Source organism: Micromonospora sp. CA-269861 (assembly GCF_050948505.1).
In the GTDB taxonomy this organism is placed as follows: Bacteria; Actinomycetota; Actinomycetes; order Mycobacteriales; family Micromonosporaceae; genus Micromonospora.
In genome coordinates, this window is the sequence record NZ_CP192014.1 from 4,430,856 (window position 1) to 4,448,140 (window position 17,285).

The following is a 17,285-nucleotide window of genomic DNA, read 5'->3' on the forward strand; positions in this document are numbered from 1 at the left end:
GCGGGCGGGCTCGGCACGACACCGAGCCCGCCCGCCCCGCACTCACCTGACCACCAGGAGGTACCGATAGTGCGAGGACACGGACACCATCAACCGCCCCCGGGGAACACCCGTGCTGACCGAGTGCCCGCCCGATCTCGGGGACGGCTGTTCACGCTCGCCGCGGCCGGGCTCGCCGTCGCAGTCGGGCTGTTCACCATCACCGTGGCGACCGGATCGGCATCGGCCGCTGACAACCCGTACCAGCGGGGCCCGGACCCCACCCAAAGCAGCGTCACCGCCGTGAACGGCCCATTCGCCAACACCTCGGTCAGCGTCCCGACCGGGTACGGCTTCAACGGCGGCAGGATCTACTACCCGACCGACACCAGCCAGGGAACCTTCGGGGCCATCGCGATCTCGCCGGGTTACACCGCGTTGTTCTCCGCCGAACTGGCCTGGATGGGGCCGTGGCTGGCCTCCCACGGCTTCGTCGTGATCGGCATCGAGACCAACAGTCGCAACGACTTCGACACGGCCCGAGGCACCCAGTTGCTCGCCGCACTGGACTACCTCACACAGCAGAGCCCGGTACGCGACCGGGTCGACCCGAACCGGTTGGCGGTCGCTGGCCACTCCATGGGCGGCGGTGGCGCGCTGAGCGCAGCCACCCGACGCTCGTCGTTGAAGGCAGTGGTCGGCATCGCGCCGTACTCGCCGTCGTCGAACCTGGCGAACGTCCGGGTGCCCACCATGATCTTCTCCGGGCAGGCGGACACCGTCGTCACCCCGTCCTACGCCATCGGCCTGTACAACAGCCTCCCAGCCACGACGGAGAGCGTCTACCTGGAGGTCGCCGGTGCGGATCATGGGTTCATGGTCGGGCGGTCGAACCCGGTGATGGTCCGGACCATGCTGCCGTTCGTCAAGATGTTCATCGACAACGACGCTCGGTACAGCCAGTTCCTCTGCCCACTGCTGAGCTCCAGCGGCGTTGTCACCTACCGCAGCACCTGCCCATTGCTGCCCTCGACACCGACCACCCCAACGCCGACCCCCACCGATCCGCCGACCGTCCCACCCGGCTCCGCCAGCGAGATCGTCGGCACGCAATCCGGCCGGTGCATCGACGTACCCAACGCCTCACGTAACAACGGCACCCGGGTCCAGCTCTACGACTGCAACAAGCAGACCAACCAGGCCTGGACCTACACCACCAACAAACAACTCCAGGTGTACGGCACCATGTGCCTCGACGCAGCCGGCACCGCCAACGGCGCCGCAGTCCAGATCTACACCTGCCACAGCCAGACCAACCAACAGTGGAACATCAACTCCAACGGCACCATCAGCAACGTCCAGTCCGGACGATGCCTGGACGCCTGGAGCACCGCCAACGGAGCCCAGATCCAGCTCTACGACTGCCACGGACAAACCAACCAACAGTTCCGGCTCGCCGCCCTCGCAGGGTGATCACGGTCGAATCCGCGCACGACCTGTTCGAGGGTGTGCGGATCTACCGGATGCGGGGCGAGATCCATTGAATCTGTCGGACTGAAGCGGGTGAGCTCGGCACCACGCCGGGCCCGCCCGCATCGCCGGACACCTCATCTGGGGATGATCATCCCTGCGGCGTCAGCCAGCCCGCGAGGACCGTGGGCGCGCGAGATGGCACAAGGAAGCCCGAATGTGCTCTCGTTCGGCGGCGGTGGTGCGGGGATCGACAAGTCGGTCACGGACGGCCATGAAGAGCGCCTCCACCACTGGGTCTGCGACCGGCGCATCCGGCGGCGATGTGTTGTACGCCAGCGGAGTGAGGGCGCGCAGGGCAGCGCCGAGCGGCAGGTCCAGGGCCGCGCAGAACGCCCGCACCTTGGGCAGTTCCGGGTGATGCTCCCAGTCACCGGAGAGCCAGCGGAAGACAGTGGAGCGACCGACGCCGCTACGAGCCGCCACCTGCTTGATCGACCAGCCATGCTCGTCGTGAGCGGCGTCGACTGCGTTGCGCACGAACTGAGCGAACGCCACCTGCGCGGCCCGTTGAGTGTCACCCATGTCCTAGCTAACGCCTCCCCCCGGTCGGTACCCCGCTGATCTCTCCCGCCTGTGCGTCCTCTGCCTCCACCGACGTGTCGCACCACCGCCACGATAATCGACAACTGCTAATGCTTTTGTCCGCTGGACATCCGCATGTCGAGACCAACAACCGACACTTCTGGCTGGTCGTCCCCACCATGAGGTGGGGGTGGTCGATCATGCTGACGGGCAGCGCCGAACAGGTAGTACGTCAGTCGGCGGGCGTCGAGCTGGTAGAGCAGAACCTGTAGCCCCACCATCGCCAGCGGCGGCACGAGGATGACCACGAGCGGCTTGTACGCGCCTACAGCCAGTCGTGTTCGCGTGCGTAGCGGGCCGCTTCGTGGCGCGTCCGGGTCTGGGTCTTGCGCATCGCGTTGGAGAGGTAGTTGCGGACGGTGCCCGGAGCGAGGTGGAGTCGAACGGCGATGTCGGCGACCGAGTAGCCCTCGCCGGTGACCCGCAGAACGTCGGCTTCACGGTCGGTGAGGGGGCAGTCCTCGGTGACGGCGAGCGCGGACACGTCCGGGTCGATCCAGCGTTTGCCCGCGTGCAGGGTGGCGATGACCGAGGTGATGTGGGCCGGCTCGGCGGACTTGCTGACGAAGCCCTGGACGCCGAGCTTCAGCGCCTTGCGCAGCACGCCGGGGCGGGCGTGCCGGGTCAGCATGAGGATCACCTGCTCCGGTCGCTCGCGACGGATCTCGGCGACGGCACCCAGGCCGTCCACACCCGGCATCTCCAGGTCGATGACCAGCACGTCGGGCCGGTGTCGCAGGGTGGCGGCGATCGCCGCTTGGCCGTCCTGGGCCTCGGCGAGCACGGTGATGTCGCCCTCCATCGGCAGCAGCGCGGCCAGGGCGGTGCGCAGCAGCGCCTCGTCGTCGGCGAGCACGATGGTGGTCATCGGCGGTCCCTCCCCGTGACCGTCGGTGCCGCGCCTGCCCGGGCCTGTGGGAAGACCGCAGCGGTCAGGAACCTCTGGTCCTTCTGTTCCACGGTCAGCTCACCTCCGTCGCCTGCCACCCGTTGCCTCAGTGCCGCCAGTCCCCTGAGCTCGGGGGGCGCGGTGGCGGTCACGCCGTCGTTGACGATGGTGATGCCCGATGCGGCGAGCGTGATCTGCACCTGGGTGGCCTGCGCGTGCCGCAGGATGTTGGTGGTCGTCTCCCGCAGCACCTGCCCGAGCAGTTCGCTGACGCGGGCATCGACCTCAGCCTCCCGGGTCACCCGGACCCGGATTCCGGCGGCCTCGAACAGGTTCTTCGCGTTCTCGATCTCCGCGGTGAGGTTGAGCCGCCGTTGCGCGTAGGCGAGTTCCTTGGTCTGCGCGATGGTGTCGCTGACGAGCGTGTACGTCTCCCGCAGCTCCTTCTCCGCCCGGGCGGTGTCGCGGAGCAGCAGTCGCTGGGCCAGGGCGATCTTGAGCTTGACCACGTGCAGGGTGTGTCCCTGGATGTCGTGCAGGTCGCTGGCGAACCGCACGCGCTCCCGGACCACGGCCAGCTCCGCCTCGCGTTCCCGGGTCTGTTCGAGCTCCCGGATGAGGTCGTAGAACCGCTCGCCCACCATCGTGAAGACCGTCACGACGACGGTGAGGACTGTCGGAATGAGGACGTAGGTGACCAGGACGTGACCGATGTCGTCCCGCTGCACCAGCAGCCGCGCCGCGCCGACAGCCGCGACGTAGGTGAACAGCCCTGCCACCGCCAGCTTGCGGTGCCGTCGCACCTCGCGCAGGGCGAGCGAGCCCACGGCGCAGACACCCCAGTAGGCGTTGGGGCTGCCGCTGACCAGGACCCCGACCGGCCAGACCACCGCCGCTACGACCATGCAGGGCAACGCGACCCTGGCGAGGTCGTTGGCCGTCCACCGTTCGAAGGCCACCAGGGCCGCCACGGCCCCCGGTGCGAGGACGACGACGTGCCACCAGGTACGCGCGTCGGTGTAGAGCAGGATCACCGCGGCGAACACCACAGGCGGCAGTGACGTGGCGAGGTTGAGCCGGCGCAGCCTTCCCTGCGTCGACTCGGTGAAACGCTGCGATCTCGCGGTCACCACGCCAGTATCCGGCACCCAGCTGCCACGACCAGTGACACCACGTCACATCAGGTGGTGACGTGGTGCCACTGACGGGTCGGCCGCTGCCGCGCTGTCATTGGGGGCATGTCCACCACACCTGTCATCGAAGTCGAGCGGCTGAACCTCACCTACGGCGACTTCCACGCCGTGAAGGACCTCTCGTTCGAGGTACGACCCGGAGAGTTGTATGCCCTGCTGGGCACCAACGGGGCCGGAAAGACCTCCACCCTTGAAGTCATCGAGGGACACCGGAGTCCGACCTCGGGCACGGTACGCGTCTTCGGGCACAGCCCCGCCGACCGGCGAGCGGTACGTCCCCGGATGGGCGTTATGCTCCAGGAGAGCGGATTCTCCCCGGACCTCACTGTCCGTGAGTCCGTCGGTCTGGTCGGCCGGCTCACCCGACGCACCGACGACGTTGACCGGGTGCTCGACCTGGTCGACCTCAGTGGCCGAGCCGGCCGCAAGGTGTCGCAGTTGTCCGGCGGGGAGAAGCGGCGGCTGGACTTCGCCACCGCGGTCTACGGCACCCCGGAGCTGATCTTCCTGGACGAGCCGACCACCGGCCTCGACATCCAGTCCCGTGATGCTGTCTGGACGACTGTCGACCGGCTGCGGGAGAACGGCGCGACCATCGTGCTCACCACGCACTACCTGGAGGAGGCGCAACAGCGCGCGGACCGGATCGGGCTGATGCACGAGGGCGCCTTCCACCGGGAGGGCACCGTCTCCGAGCTGACCCGCACCCTGCCCGCGGCCATCCGCTTCTCCCTCCCGGCATCAGCACCGATGCTGCCGGTGCGGGCCGCCGTCGAGCCGGACGGTAAGGCCACGGTCGAGACCTTCGAGCTGCAGAAGGATCTGCACCTCCTGCTCGGCTGGGCGCAGGACCACGACGTGGAACTGCGGGACCTGGCGGCGGGGCCGACCCGGCTCGACGACGTCTTCCGCGCCATCAACAGTTGATTCGTTCTTCGGAGAGGTACATCACCGTGTTGTCCATCGCGTCCAGCGAACTGATCCAGATCTTCCGCAACCGCCTGGTGCTGATCACCAGCCTCATCATCCCGGTAGTGGTCAGCGCGTTCTTCGTGCGCCAGCACGAGACCTACGCCGCCCTCGGCAGCCTCGGGTACATCGCCGCGATCGTCCTGTTCACGATCACCGCGTTCGGGCTCTACGCCACCGCCGTCACCACCCTGGCCTCCCGACGGCAGAACCTCTTCCTCAAGCGGCTGCGCTCCACCGCCGCGAGCGACACCAGCATCCTCGCCGGCCTGCTCCTGCCCGTCGTCATCCTCGCCCTGATCCAGGTCACCGCGATCCTCACCGCCCTGGCCATCGTCGCCGGAAACCCGGCGAACATCGCCCTGCTCGTGGTCGCGACCATCGCCACTCTGGCCATGATGATCGGCTTGGCGCTGGCCACCGCCGGGTTGACCAACTCACCCGAACACGCGCAGGTCACCACCCTGCCCGTTACCCTCGGCGTGATCGCCGTGGCCAGCTGGGTCGGCATCACCGGCGTCACCGACCTCACCTGGCTCAAACGACTCCTGCCCGGCGGCGCGGCCACCGAACTGACCATGAACGCCTGGAACGGCGGCGTCGCCGTCACCGACTCCCTGCTGCTGCTCGCGCCCACGCTCGGCTGGGTCGTCGTCGCCGTCGCCCTCGCCACCCGACTCTTCCGCTGGGAGCCCCGCCGATGACCACCGAACCTCAGTCGGACGTCCCGACCCTCGTGGAAGATCTCCTACTGCTCCTGTTCCAACCCACGTCCGGGACCATCGCGGGAGAGAACACCCTCTTCTACGTCCTCGGCGGAGCCGTCCTCGCGGACCTCGCACTCGGCGATCACCTGACCACTGTGGACCGGGGGCGGCTCAGCAGCGTGGCGGATCACCCACCGTCGAATGACCTCCTGCGCCCGGCGTGGGATTACCTCGCCGAGAAACCGAGGGGGGTGCAGACGGCACTGGCCGCGGTCGGTCCCAACCTGCGTAAGCCGGTGTTGGAGCGGCTCATCGCACGAGGCGACATCGACCAGGAGCCCCGAAAGGTGCTCGGTCTGTTCCGAACGACGGCCCTGCGCGACGGCAGGACCGAACGCCGGTCCCGCCTGCTCGCCGACGTTCGGCGGGTCCTCGTGGACGGCGCCGAACCGCAAGCCCGTGTCGCGGCGCTCGCGGCGCTGCTCTCGGCGAGCGGGACGCTCCCGCAGTTCCACCGTGAGATCCCGTGGACGTCAGCGGTGATCAACCGCGCCAAGGAACTCGAGCGGGGCGACTGGGGTGCCGACGCCGCGGCGGCAGCCGTGACCCGCACCGTGACGGCCACGGTCGTCAACAGCGCCATCGTGGCCATTACCGTGCTCCCGCGGAGCTAGGGCGCGAGACCAGAGCGGTCCAGTCGTGTCGAAGGAGGATCCGGGTGACCCGGGGCTACCGACCCCGCGCTCCCCCAACTTCCCGGGATCTGTAAACAACCCTTGATATTAAACGTCACGAACGTCAATATGTGGAGGTCACGGGTCGCCGAAGCCTGGGGAGTGAGCCATGAGAAGCCGACGGATTTTCGCAGTGGTAGCCGGGGCGGCGATGACCGTCACGGCCGCCCTCGCCTTCGTCCCCAGCAGCATGGCGGCCGTACCCTCGGCCAACGCGGTCCCGATGGTGGCCTGCACCGCCCCGGCCTGGGCCGAGGGCACCACCTACCAGGCGGGTGCCCAGGTCACCTACGGCAACCGGCTCTACCAGGCGCTGGTCACCCACACCGCGCACCCCGGCGCCGGCTGGAACCCCGCCGCGACCCCGTCGCTCTGGCGTGACCTGGGCGCGTGCTCGGGAGGCACTCCGCCGCCCACCACGCCACCGCCGACGACCCCGCCGCCCACCACGCCGCCAGCGACCACACCTCCCCCCACCACGCCGCCGCCAACCGGCGGGACCTGCGCGGTGAAGTCGCGGCCCGCCGGCAAGGTGTTGCAGGGCTACTGGGAGAACTGGGACGGCGCCTCCAACGGCGTACACCCCGGCCTCGGCTGGATCCCGATCACCGACAGCCGGCTCAACCAGCACGGCTACAACGTGATCAACGCGGCGTTCCCGGTGATCCGCTCGGACGGCACGGTCCTCTGGGAGAACGGCATGGACGCTGGCGTGAAGGTGTCCACCCCGGCCGAGATGTGCCAGGCCAAAGCGGCAGGCGCCACCATCCTGATGTCGATCGGCGGGGCCGCCGCAGGCATCGACCTGAGCTCCGCCGCGGTCGCCGACCGGTTCATCGCGACGATCGTGCCGATCCTGACGGCCTACCACTTCGACGGCATCGACATCGACATCGAGACCGGCCTGACCGGCAGCGGCAACATCAACACCCTGTCCACGTCGCAGGCCAACCTGATCCGGATCATCGACGGCGTGCTGGCCCGGATGCCCTCGAACTTCGGCCTGACCATGGCACCGGAGACGGCCTACGTCACCGGAGGCAGCGTGGTCTACGGCTCGATCTGGGGCTCGTACCTGCCGATCATCAAGAAGTACGTGGACAACGGCCGGCTCTGGTGGCTGAACATGCAGTACTACAACGGCAGCATGTACGGCTGCGCCGGCGACTCGTACCCGGCAGGCACCGTGCAGGGCTTCACAGTGCAGACGCAGTGCCTGAACAACGGCCTCACCATCCAGGGCACCACCATCCGGGTGCCGTACGACAAGCAGGTCCCGGGCCTGCCCGCGCAGAACGGGGCGGGCGGCGGCTACATGTCGACGTCGTTGGTCACGCAGGCCTGGAACTCCGTGCCCGGCCTCAAGGGCCTGATGACCTGGTCGGCCAACTGGGACGGGTCGAAGGGGTGGACCTTCGGCGACAACGTGAAGCGCCTACAGGGCCGCTGACGGCCTGGGCCCAGCAGCGTGGCGGCCCCCGCCGACGTGCCGGATCGCGGCGGGGGTTTGGCAGCGGGCCAGCACCGTCATCGGACCCTTCCGAATAGCCGGGCCTCCTTGAGCTGCCGCCCGCGCAATGCTCAGGCGATCCAATGCGGTCGCTGGATGGTGGACGAGCGTGGAAGGCCGTCGGCGAGGGCGGTAGCCAGGCGCCGCACGGCCTCGCGCAGAGCGTCAGGAGTTGTTGTGTAGGGGATACGAAGGCGCTGTTCGAGAATTCCTGGATCGGTGGCGAAGTAGCCACCGCCCTCGATTCGCACTCCGTACTCGAGTGCCCGTTCGGCCAGCGGCGAGGCGATGGGTTCGCCTAGGTCGACCCACAGTGAGAGACCTCCGGGCGGCAACTGCCACTTCCACTGCGGCAGATACTCGGTCAGCGCGGCGGCTAGCACCGCGCGTTGATGGCGCAGCTGCTCCAGTCGGCGTGGCCGCACCTCCTGTGCCTGCGCGAGGAGATCGAGTGCCAGCAGTTGGTCCAATACGGAGCCGCCCATGTCGGTGGCGACTCGTTGGCCGGCGAGTTCGGTCACCAGTCGCGAGGGTGCACGTAGCCAGCCGATGCGCAGTCCGGCCCAGTGGGTCTTGCTCATCGAGCCGATGGTGATGACCTGGGCTGTCCCGCTGGGTGTGCTGTGGGCGGCGAAGGGTGACGGGGTGGGAACATCGAGGGCGAGGTCGGCCAGGGTCTCGTCGATGACCAGCCAGGTGCCGGAGCGTTGCGCGGCACCGAGAACGCGGACGCGCTGCTCGTCGGGCATGAGGCGGCCGGTCGGGTTGTGGAAGTCGGGTATCAGGTAGGCGAGCTGGGGCACACCCTGGTACAAAGTGGACTCGACGATCTCCATGTCCCAGCCGTTGTCGGTAACGGGGACGGCCACGGTGCGCAACCGGCCACGGCGTATGGCGTCCAGGGCATTCGGGTAGGACGGGTTCTCGACCATGACTCGGTCACCTTGCCGGCACAGCAGGCCCAGGACCAGCGTGAGTGCGTGCTGGGCACCGGAGGTCACCAGGATCTGGTCGGGCACGGTGGCCAGGCCGCGGCGGGTGAACCGTTCGGCGATGGCGGCGCGCAGTTCGGACAGACCGTACGGGTGGTAGCCGGGGGTATGAGCGTGCTCGGCCACCCGGGGGGCGACGCGTGCGAGGGCGTCGACGAGGGTCTGCTCAGCCAGTCCGGGCGCCGCACGCGCCAGGTCGATCGCGGTGTCCTGACCGCCGAGCAGCCGGGTGATGCCGGTGGGCGTCCGGCCGGCCGGCAGGTCGGTCCAGGTGCCCGAGCCTTGACGGCTGTGGGCGTAGCCGCTCTCGCGTAGCAGGTCGTACACGGCGGTGATGGTGGCCCTGCTGGTTTCCAGGGCAGCGGCCAGCTCACGTTCTGCCGGCAGCTTGACGTGCAATGCGATCCTGCCGTCCAGGATCAGCGTGCTGATCGCTTGGGCCAGGTGGCGGTAGGCGGGCCGCGTGGCGGTCGGGCCGAGCAGCATCGCGGCCAACTGTCGGCTCCCAAGGGTTCGGGCGGTCCGGACTCCCCTGCCCACAGGCCCCGACGCGGGTGAGTCCGCCATACCACTCTCCCATGATTGGTCATGTTATTCCGGCCAATCATCCAACAGAGTTGCCGCCAGTGGCGTCAAGACAGACGAGTGGACCGGAGACGGCAGGCATGCAGCAACAAGTGGTGGATGGTGACGCCGGTAAGCGCCGGAGCCGTCACCGGGAACGCAGTGTGGCCGGAAGGACACCGGTGAGACGCCCATCCAAGCCCACGCTCACCTATGTCTCCCTTGGCGAGCGGCCGTTGCGACGCATCCCTCAACTGTTGGTTGGGCTCGCGCTGTACGGGTTCAGCCTGTCCGTCCTGGTTCGTGCCGCGCTTGGTGTCAATCCGTGGAGCGTCCTGTACGAGGGCCTGCAGCACCACACATCCCTCAGCTTCGGCACGATCACTGCCGCCCTGGGCGTGCTTGCTCTCTTGCTGTGGATTCCGCTCAGACAGCGGCCGACCGTCGGCACCCTCGCCAACATCGTCGTCGTGGCGTACAGCACCGACCTTGGCCTCCAGCTCATCCCCGACCACCTCGGGCTTCCCGGCCGGGTCGGCCTGCTCGTCGGAGGTGTACTGCTCAACGGGCTGTCCGTCGCCGTCTACGTCGGCGCGCGGCTCGGACCCGGCCCCCGCGACGGGCTGGTAACCGGCACCGCCACCAGAACCGGGCGCTCTATCGGGCTCATCCGGACCATGATCGAGCTCACCGTGCTCGTTTCCGGCTGGCTGCTCGGCGGGAGCGTGGGCGTCGGCACCATGCTGTACGCACTCGCGGTCGGACCGATCACCCAGTACTTCCTGCACTGGTTCGCCTACCAGAGCACCATCCACGCACTACCGGCGGTTCGAGCGCCGTCGCTTCCGTACATCCAGAAGCCCCTTGCGCCCTGTAGGGAAACCGGGCGCCTCGCGGAGGTTCATCGCCGCCACCCGTAGAGACCGGGGGCCGATATTCGGGCGTCTCGCCAAGGTGCGTCCACTAGCGTCCCGCCCCATGGAAAACACCACCATACGCACCGAACGGCTCGAGCTTCGCCCGGTGCGGGACGAGGACGTCGACCGGATCCTGGAGTACCGCAATCTGCCGGAGGTCACGCGCTGGCTCCTCCGCACGCAGGTCGACCCCGCATCCTTCCGCGCGGCATGGGGACGCGCGGCCGCGGACCCGGACGACCGCAGCATGGCGGCCACGCTCGACGGCGTGGTGATCGGAACCGTCTCGCTCGACGTCGTCGACGGCATGGGTCAACCCGGTATGCCACCGCGGACCGAGGCCCAACTGGGCTACATCTTCGATCCGGCCTACGGCGGAAAGGGCTACGCGACCGAGGCAGTCACCGCGGTGGTGGCGCACGCAGTCGACCGGCTGGGCATTCGGAGAATCACCGCCGGCTGCTTCGCGGACAACCTCGCCTCGGTACGAATCCTCGAGAAGGTCGGCATGCGTCGTGAGCAGCACGGCGTCGGCGATTCCTGGCACGCCGAACTGGGCTGGGTGGACGGCTACACCTACGCCCTCCTCGCCGAGTCATGACATCAAGGCAGCCTCGTAGGAGCAGCCGCCGCCGACAAAGTGACCGCACGGTTTGGGCGTGCATTCCCCGGTGTCCAATTTGAATTCACCGCGTCGCTCTACGGTGCCATCGGATCACGACCGAGAACGTCCTGCTCGTACCCGATGAGATGAGGATTGATGGCAGTAAGCAAGCGGGTGGGTCTGGCTGCTGCGGTGGTCGCCCTGACCCTGACGCTGCCGGGCGCCGCGGGCGCGGCCGCGGCCGAGCGGAGCACGTGGGACCGGGCCGAGTTGGTGGAGTTCGCCGCCCTGCCAGCGGCGACCTTCGTCCCCGGCAGCGAACCGTCCGGCTCATCGCTCGGCACCGCCCCCATCAACGGGATCGTCCCGCCGTTCGCCGACCAACCGGTCCAGGGGTTCAGCGGCGTCCTGCGCAACACTGACGGCACCTTCGACGTGCTGTCCGACAACGGCTTCGGCAACAAGGCCAACAGTGCCGACTTTGTGCTGCGTGTTCAGCGGGTCGCACCCGATTTCGGCAACGGCGCCGTGGACGTGGTCGGTGGCATCAACCTGACCGACCCGTATGGCAAGGTGCCATTCCCGCTCACCCGTGCCGACCGCGTGCTCACCGGGGCTGACTTCGACGTCGAGTCGATTACCCGGACGGCGGACGGCACCTACTGGATCGGCGACGAATTCGGTCCGTACCTGCTGCACTTCGATCGAGCGGGCCGCTTGCTACAGGCGCCGGTGCCGCTGCCGGGGGTGTTCGCCCCGGAGAACCCGGGCCGCGGTGCGACCCCGGCCAACCTCGCCAGCAGCAAGGGCTTCGAGGGCATGGCCCAGTCGCCGGACGGTCGCACGCTCTACCCGCTGCTTGAGGGGACGATCACGGGCGATCCGGCGGGCACGCTCCGGCTCAACGAGTTCGACACCAGGACCAACACCTACACCGGCCGGCGCTGGACCTACGCGCTCGACGCTCCTGCGCACGCGATCGGTGACGCCATCATGGTCGATCGCGACCGCTTTCTGATCATCGAGCGGGACAACGGCCAGGGCGAGACGGCGAAGGTCAAGAAGATCTTTCTCGCGGACAAGCGCGACCGGAACCGCGACGGACTGCTCGACAAGACGCTTGTCGCCGACCTGATGGCAATCGCCAACCCCCGCCACGTCGGCGGGTTCGGTGACACGTTCACGTTCCCGTTTCAGACGATCGAGGACGTGGTGATCCTCGACGACCGCACGCTCGCCGTACTCAACGACAACAACTTCCCGTCATCGGCGGGCCGGACGGCCGGACAGGCGGACAACAACGAGTTCATCGTCATCAAGCTCGACCGCCGCCTGGACGCGGACAAGCAAATCCTGCGTCGCCACTGACCCGATGCCAGGGGGTGGGCAGACCGACCGGCTGCCCACCCCCTGTCCGGGCGACCACACGGCGGCACTTCTTCGACCAGGCAGACCCTGCTGAACGCCTACCGGACGGTCTCGCGTACCCAACCTCGACGAGACGCCGAGGGGCACCCTCGCACGCAGTTTCGCGTCGGTTATCCCTCGGCAGTGGGTCGGCTGTGCACCACCAACTCGTCAATCTCCAACCGGCCGACGCGCAACTCCCGCACGACCGCCCGGCGGATCGCCAGCCGCCCGATGACCAGCGCCCCGACTGCCACGGCCCCGACTGCCAGCGCCCCCACCGCGAGGGCGCCGAGCGACGCCGCCCCCGCAGCCCGCGCGCCGGTAGCCACCGCGCCCGTCGCCACCGCGCCGTTGGCGCGCGTCCCGGTCAACCGCATCAGGCGTACCTCTCGCTTCATTTCCCCATTGTCCGCACACCCCCGGCCGTCCGCCCCTCACCCACGCTGACTTCCCACCGCCGGATCCGCGGCAGTTCCCGGAAAGCGTTCCGCGAACGTGCGGTACACAGGTGTTCCCGGCAGGTTGTCGCGGATGGCGAACACCACGTGGTCGAAGAGATCAACCTCCCGCAGCGCGTGGGCGAAGGCGTCGGCGACCGTAGCGGGATCGTTGCGGAACACGCCGCATCCCCACGCGCCCAACACCAACGTCCGATGTCCGTGCGCGGCCGCGACCTCCAGCACTCGGCGAGCACGCCGGGCCAGCACCGCCGGTACGTCCGCAACGTGGTCGGGCTGGTTGCGGAGGATCGCGCCCAGGTTCGGCGCCGCAGCGGTCAGGAACGATGTCGTGTACGGCTGGTCGAGCAGATTGCCCTTGTCGTCCCGGAACACCGGCACGTCCGGCGAGAAGATCACGCGGTCGCTGTACCGCAGGTCCCGCTGTTCGCGGTGGAACGCGTAGAACTCCGGGGCGGCAAGGAGACACGGGTACAGCGCTGAGGAGCGGGCGATGCTCTCCTCCTGCGCCTGCGCTCCGCCCAAGAACCCACCACCCGGGTTCTTCGCCGAGGCGAACACCAGACAGGCCGCTCCGGGCACCAGCCGACGGGCTGCCTGCAACGTCGACTCGTACGTCACCTCCACGCGGCCTGCGCCGGGTTCCGCGTTCCCCACCGCGGGCACCTCGTCCGGCAGGTGGAGACGAGTGCCGGCGACTGCGGCACGTACCGCCTCGCCGACACCGACCTCGTCGCCGGCGTCATTGCGATAGCGACCCGAATCAGCGATGGCAACCGTCTGCCGGGCAATCTCGCGAAGACGACCGCTCACCCGGCGTACCCGTCTGCGCTATGACCCTCGTTCACCATGAGAAGCAAGTTAGGCAGTCCCGCCCCGACCGGCAACCGGGTTAGTGACGTCCGTCAAACTGGAAGATCGTGATCAGGTGGGACCGGGATCGCGACGTGCCGGCGGCCGGCCCAGCCACGACATTCGTCACGAGTGCCGGTGGTGGTGAGTGCCGGCCAGTCGTCGTCGCGGACGCGTCTCGGTGTCCACCTCCGCGACGTCGGCGGGGCGGGTACTTGTGCCCGAGCAGCGAAAAGCGAGATCATCACGCATGCTCGACCCCTCCCCCGAGGACGACGGGACCTCACCGACCGTTTCCACGCCGCACTTCGTGGGTCGCGATCGGGAGATGGCGGCGCTTCGGGGCGCCCTGGCCCAGCCACCAGCGATCGTGCTGGTGGAGGGCGAGGCGGGGATCGGCAAGAGCCGACTGCTGCGAGAGTGGCTGGCCGCGCCGGACCAGCGCACCGCCCTGGTGTCGGTGTGTCCACCGCTTCGCGAGTCGTTGACGCTGGGGCCGATCGTCGACGCCTTCCGTGGGATCGACCGCCCCGTGTCGCGACTGGGGCTCACCGAGCTCGCGGGTGCGTTACGGCCCCTGCTCCCGGAATGGTCCTCGGATCTGCCGCCCGCACTGCCGCCCCTGGACGATGCGAGGGCAGCACGGCACCGCCTGTTCCGCGCCCTGGACGAGCTGCTGCGGGCTCTGCGTGTCGACGTTCTCGTGCTCGAGGACGCTCACTGGGCCGACGAGGTGACCCTGGAGTTCCTGCTGTTCGTCACCTCCCGCCAGCAGTCGCACGGGCCAAGCCTCGTGATCTCCTATCGGCCGGAAGAGGTGGACGACGGATCGCTGTTGCTGCGGCTGACGTCCCGGTTGCCAGCCGGCGTGACCCAGCTGAGGATCGCCCTGGCGCCGATGCGACCCGACGACACGGCAGCGCTGGTGTCCTCGATGCTGGACGGCAACCCGATATCGCAGGAGTTCACGACGTTCATGCACGAGCGGACCGGTGGTGTTCCCCTGGCCGTGGAGGAGTCGGTGCGCCTCATGTGCGACCGCGCCGACCTCGTCTTCCGCGACGGACAGTGGGTGCGACTGAAGCTGCGCGAGCTACAGGTGCCGCCAACGGTGCGCGACTCCACCCGGGAGCGGGTGGGCCGTCTGTCGCCGACGGCGCAGCAGGTGTTACGCGCCGCGGCCACGTTGGCCGAGCGCTCGTCGGTGGCCACCATCGCGATGACCGCCGGTCTGTCACCGGATGCGTGCCGAGGCGCTGTCGCGGAGGCGGCCGGCGCCGGTGTCCTGGACGGGGACGACCGCGGCCGGTGGCGATTCCGGCACGTGCTGGCTGCCACGGCTGTCTACGAGGCGATCCCGTTGACCGACCGCAGACACTTCCACCTGCTGGCCGGCCGGGCCCTGGAGCCCATCCATCCGCAGCCGGTGGCACGCCTTGCCCACCACTTCCGTGCGGCGGGCGAGACGCAGTCCTGGGCGCGGTACGCCGAGCAGGGCGCCGAGCTGGCCATCGCCTCAGGTGACCACACCAAGGCTGTCGACCTGCTTGTCGATCTGTTGTCGTGGGCCGTGCTGCCGCCGGTGGATCGGGCACGGGTCGCGCGCATCGCCGGAGTTGCCGCGCTGGGCCGTCGCGAGCAGGTCGACGAGGTTTACCACCGCGTGATCCGTACCCTGCGCTCGGTGCTGGAGACGCCCGGTCTCTCCGCCCGCCAGCAGGCCGAGATCCGCAACCCCCTGGGTCGGCTTCTGATCACCGGGGGCGAGGCGCAGGCCGCACTCAGCGAGCTGGAGCAGGCGGTGGCCAACCTCGACCATGACCCGGTCGAGGCGGCTCGGGCAATGACCTACCTTGGCTGGGCGTATGCGGGACCGTGGCCGGCGTCGACCCATCGGCGTTGGCTGGATCGTGCCGCTGAACTCACCGCCGCGTTCGATTCTCCCGCGGAGCGGCTGAACCTGGCCGGCAACCGAGCCGCGGCGTTGCTCATGCTCGGCGAGGAGGAGGCCTGGGACGTCGTCGCCGAGCTGCCCATCGACGGCGCGACCGCGGCGGAGCGTCTCGACGTGGCCCGCATCCACGCGAATGTCGGGACCGGCGCGTTGATCTGGGGTCGGTACGCCGACGCGGAGGAACACCTCGCCGTGGCCATGCGCCTTGCCGACGCCGAGCAGGCGTCCCGGTTGCACCACAACGTCCAACTCGAACAGGCCAACCTGGCGTGGCTCACCGGTCGGTGGGAGGGTCTCGCGGAGCGGAGCGCGGCACTCGCCGACGCCGACCGAGACCGGCCGGCGCACTACCTCGGCAGCATTCGCCTCGCTGCCCGGTTGGCAGCCGCGACCGGACGGCGGCGCGCTGCGGAGGAGCAGTTCCGGCTGGTCCTCGACGAGTCTGCCCGTCTCGGCGCAGCCGACGACACGATGGAGGCCGCCGCCGCGCTGGCCAGACTGTGGCTGACCGACGGAAACAGCGGCCGGGCGCTGCAGATCACGAACGAGCCGATGGACACCGTCCGGAGAAAAGGCATCTGGGTCTGGGCGACGGACCTCGTCCCCGCTCGGGTCGAGGCGCACCTCGCCGCGGGCGACCTGAAGGCCGCGACACGCCTGGGCGACCAGTTCGCCAGAGGACTGCGGGGCCATACGGCGCCTGCGCCTCGCGCCGCGCTCACCGTGTGCCGTGCCCTGCTGCTCGCCGCAGCCGGAGACCACGCCCGCGCGGCGACGGCATTCGATCGGGCGGCCCGCTCCTGGAGCGCGTTGCCGCGCCCCTACGACGCCATGCTCGCCCGCGAGCGTCAAGCCGAGGCGCTCATCGCCCAGGGCCAGATCGAACAGGGCCGAGAGCTGTTGGCGGCACAGTACGAGCAGCTGTTCAGGCTGGGGGCCCGCGGCGATGCGGACCGTGTCGCACAGCGGCTTCGCGAGCACGGCGCCGAGGTCCCGCGACTGTGGCGCGGCGGCCGACGCGGGTACGGCGACCAGCTCTCACCTCGCGAGCTCGACGTGGTCCAACTGGTTGTCGCCGGCAAGACGAACCGGGAGATCAGCCGGATTCTGGCCAAGTCGCCGGCCACAGTGGATCAGCAGCTGCGTGCGGCGATGCGCAAGTTGAAGGTGAGCTCCCGGACCGCGCTCGCGGTCAAGGCAGTGGAGGCCGGAGTGTTCGCAGAAGAGGACTCCCTCGACAGCGCATCGTGAAAATTGACGTATCCGCTGGATAGCGAAGGTCACTCGTCCCGCCGAGCATGACTCCATGATCCATAGCCGTTGGGCAATGCATGCCTGAGCGACAAGTAGCGCGTGACGACTCCGCCATCGAACACCCGCCATCACCCGAGCTGCCCCGCGAGCCGTGCGTCGGCGCCCGTGACGCCCCTGACGTCGA

16 protein-coding genes are annotated in these 17,285 nt (G+C 68.9%); 9 read left to right on the forward strand and 7 right to left on the reverse strand.

Annotated elements, in window-relative coordinates:
• Positions 1-123 precede the first annotated feature (123 nt).
• Positions 124-1,452: a ricin-type beta-trefoil lectin domain protein gene (locus ACQP0U_RS20310; protein ID WP_433309315.1), complete on the forward strand. Its 1,329-nt coding sequence runs from the start codon at positions 124-126 to the stop codon at positions 1,450-1,452.
• A 162-nt stretch (positions 1,453-1,614) separates the two neighbouring features.
• Here the strand turns inward: ACQP0U_RS20310 and ACQP0U_RS20315 are convergent, their stop codons facing one another.
• The 4 genes from ACQP0U_RS20315 to ACQP0U_RS20330 all read right to left on the reverse strand — a co-directional run bounded on the left by ACQP0U_RS20315 (position 1,615) and on the right by ACQP0U_RS20330 (position 4,113).
• Positions 1,615-2,034 (reverse strand): helix-turn-helix domain-containing protein, encoded by a 420-nt coding sequence (locus ACQP0U_RS20315; protein ID WP_433309317.1) that lies wholly within the window; start codon positions 2,032-2,034, stop codon positions 1,615-1,617.
• Positions 2,035-2,141: 107 nt separating this feature from the next.
• Entirely contained in the window at positions 2,142-2,342 is a 201-nt protein-coding gene (locus tag ACQP0U_RS20320) for a hypothetical protein (RefSeq protein ID WP_433309319.1), read from the reverse strand.
• 17 nt (positions 2,343-2,359) lie between these two features.
• Positions 2,360-2,962 (reverse strand): response regulator transcription factor, encoded by a 603-nt coding sequence (locus ACQP0U_RS20325; protein ID WP_433309321.1) that lies wholly within the window; start codon positions 2,960-2,962, stop codon positions 2,360-2,362.
• Positions 2,959-4,113, reverse strand: a complete 1,155-nt coding sequence (locus ACQP0U_RS20330; RefSeq protein ID WP_433309323.1) for a sensor histidine kinase — start codon at positions 4,111-4,113, stop codon at positions 2,959-2,961. Before ACQP0U_RS20330 ends, ACQP0U_RS20325 begins: the two co-directional genes overlap by 4 nt.
• 108 nt (positions 4,114-4,221) lie before the next feature.
• Here ACQP0U_RS20330 and ACQP0U_RS20335 point away from each other — a divergent pair, with 108 nt between their 5' ends.
• The 4 genes from ACQP0U_RS20335 to ACQP0U_RS20350 all read left to right on the forward strand — a co-directional run bounded on the left by ACQP0U_RS20335 (position 4,222) and on the right by ACQP0U_RS20350 (position 8,036).
• On the forward strand, positions 4,222-5,103 hold the full coding sequence (locus ACQP0U_RS20335; protein WP_433309325.1) for an ABC transporter ATP-binding protein: 882 nt from the start codon (positions 4,222-4,224) through the stop codon (positions 5,101-5,103).
• Positions 5,104-5,129: 26 nt separating this feature from the next.
• The gene (locus ACQP0U_RS20340) at positions 5,130-5,849 is read left to right on the forward strand and encodes a hypothetical protein (RefSeq protein WP_433309327.1); all 720 of its coding nucleotides are present in this window, start codon (positions 5,130-5,132) and stop codon (positions 5,847-5,849) included.
• The gene (locus ACQP0U_RS20345; protein ID WP_433309329.1) at positions 5,846-6,526 is read left to right on the forward strand and encodes a GOLPH3/VPS74 family protein; all 681 of its coding nucleotides are present in this window, start codon (positions 5,846-5,848) and stop codon (positions 6,524-6,526) included. Before ACQP0U_RS20340 ends, ACQP0U_RS20345 begins: the two co-directional genes overlap by 4 nt.
• 169 nt (positions 6,527-6,695) lie before the next feature.
• Positions 6,696-8,036, forward strand: a complete 1,341-nt coding sequence (locus ACQP0U_RS20350) for a carbohydrate-binding protein (RefSeq protein ID WP_433309331.1) — start codon at positions 6,696-6,698, stop codon at positions 8,034-8,036.
• 131 nt (positions 8,037-8,167) lie between these two features.
• Here the strand turns inward: ACQP0U_RS20350 and ACQP0U_RS20355 are convergent, their stop codons facing one another.
• Positions 8,168-9,574, reverse strand: a complete 1,407-nt coding sequence (locus ACQP0U_RS20355) for a PLP-dependent aminotransferase family protein (protein WP_433320974.1) — start codon at positions 9,572-9,574, stop codon at positions 8,168-8,170.
• Positions 9,575-9,753: 179 nt separating this feature from the next.
• Between ACQP0U_RS20355 and ACQP0U_RS20360 the strand changes: the two genes are divergently transcribed.
• The 3 genes from ACQP0U_RS20360 to ACQP0U_RS20370 all read left to right on the forward strand — a co-directional run bounded on the left by ACQP0U_RS20360 (position 9,754) and on the right by ACQP0U_RS20370 (position 12,541).
• The gene (locus tag ACQP0U_RS20360; protein WP_433309333.1) at positions 9,754-10,572 is read left to right on the forward strand and encodes a YczE/YyaS/YitT family protein; all 819 of its coding nucleotides are present in this window, start codon (positions 9,754-9,756) and stop codon (positions 10,570-10,572) included.
• A gap of 58 nt (positions 10,573-10,630) precedes the next feature.
• Positions 10,631-11,170: a GNAT family N-acetyltransferase gene (locus ACQP0U_RS20365; RefSeq protein WP_433309335.1), complete on the forward strand. Its 540-nt coding sequence runs from the start codon at positions 10,631-10,633 to the stop codon at positions 11,168-11,170.
• A gap of 276 nt (positions 11,171-11,446) precedes the next feature.
• Positions 11,447-12,541: an esterase-like activity of phytase family protein gene (locus ACQP0U_RS20370; RefSeq protein WP_433309337.1), complete on the forward strand. Its 1,095-nt coding sequence runs from the start codon at positions 11,447-11,449 to the stop codon at positions 12,539-12,541.
• 170 nt (positions 12,542-12,711) lie between these two features.
• Here ACQP0U_RS20370 and ACQP0U_RS20375 read toward each other — a convergent pair whose 3' ends face one another.
• Positions 12,712-12,981: a hypothetical protein gene (locus tag ACQP0U_RS20375; RefSeq protein WP_433309339.1), complete on the reverse strand. Its 270-nt coding sequence runs from the start codon at positions 12,979-12,981 to the stop codon at positions 12,712-12,714.
• A 36-nt stretch (positions 12,982-13,017) separates the two neighbouring features.
• Positions 13,018-13,854 (reverse strand): TIGR02452 family protein, encoded by an 837-nt coding sequence (locus ACQP0U_RS20380; protein ID WP_433309341.1) that lies wholly within the window; start codon positions 13,852-13,854, stop codon positions 13,018-13,020.
• Between the two features lie 289 nt (positions 13,855-14,143).
• On the opposite strand from ACQP0U_RS20380, the gene ACQP0U_RS20385 reads away from it, so the two are divergent.
• Complete coding sequence (locus tag ACQP0U_RS20385) at positions 14,144-17,098, forward strand: ATP-binding protein (protein ID WP_433309342.1); 2,955 nt, start codon at positions 14,144-14,146, stop codon at positions 17,096-17,098.
• The last annotated feature ends 187 nt before the right edge of the window (positions 17,099-17,285 follow it).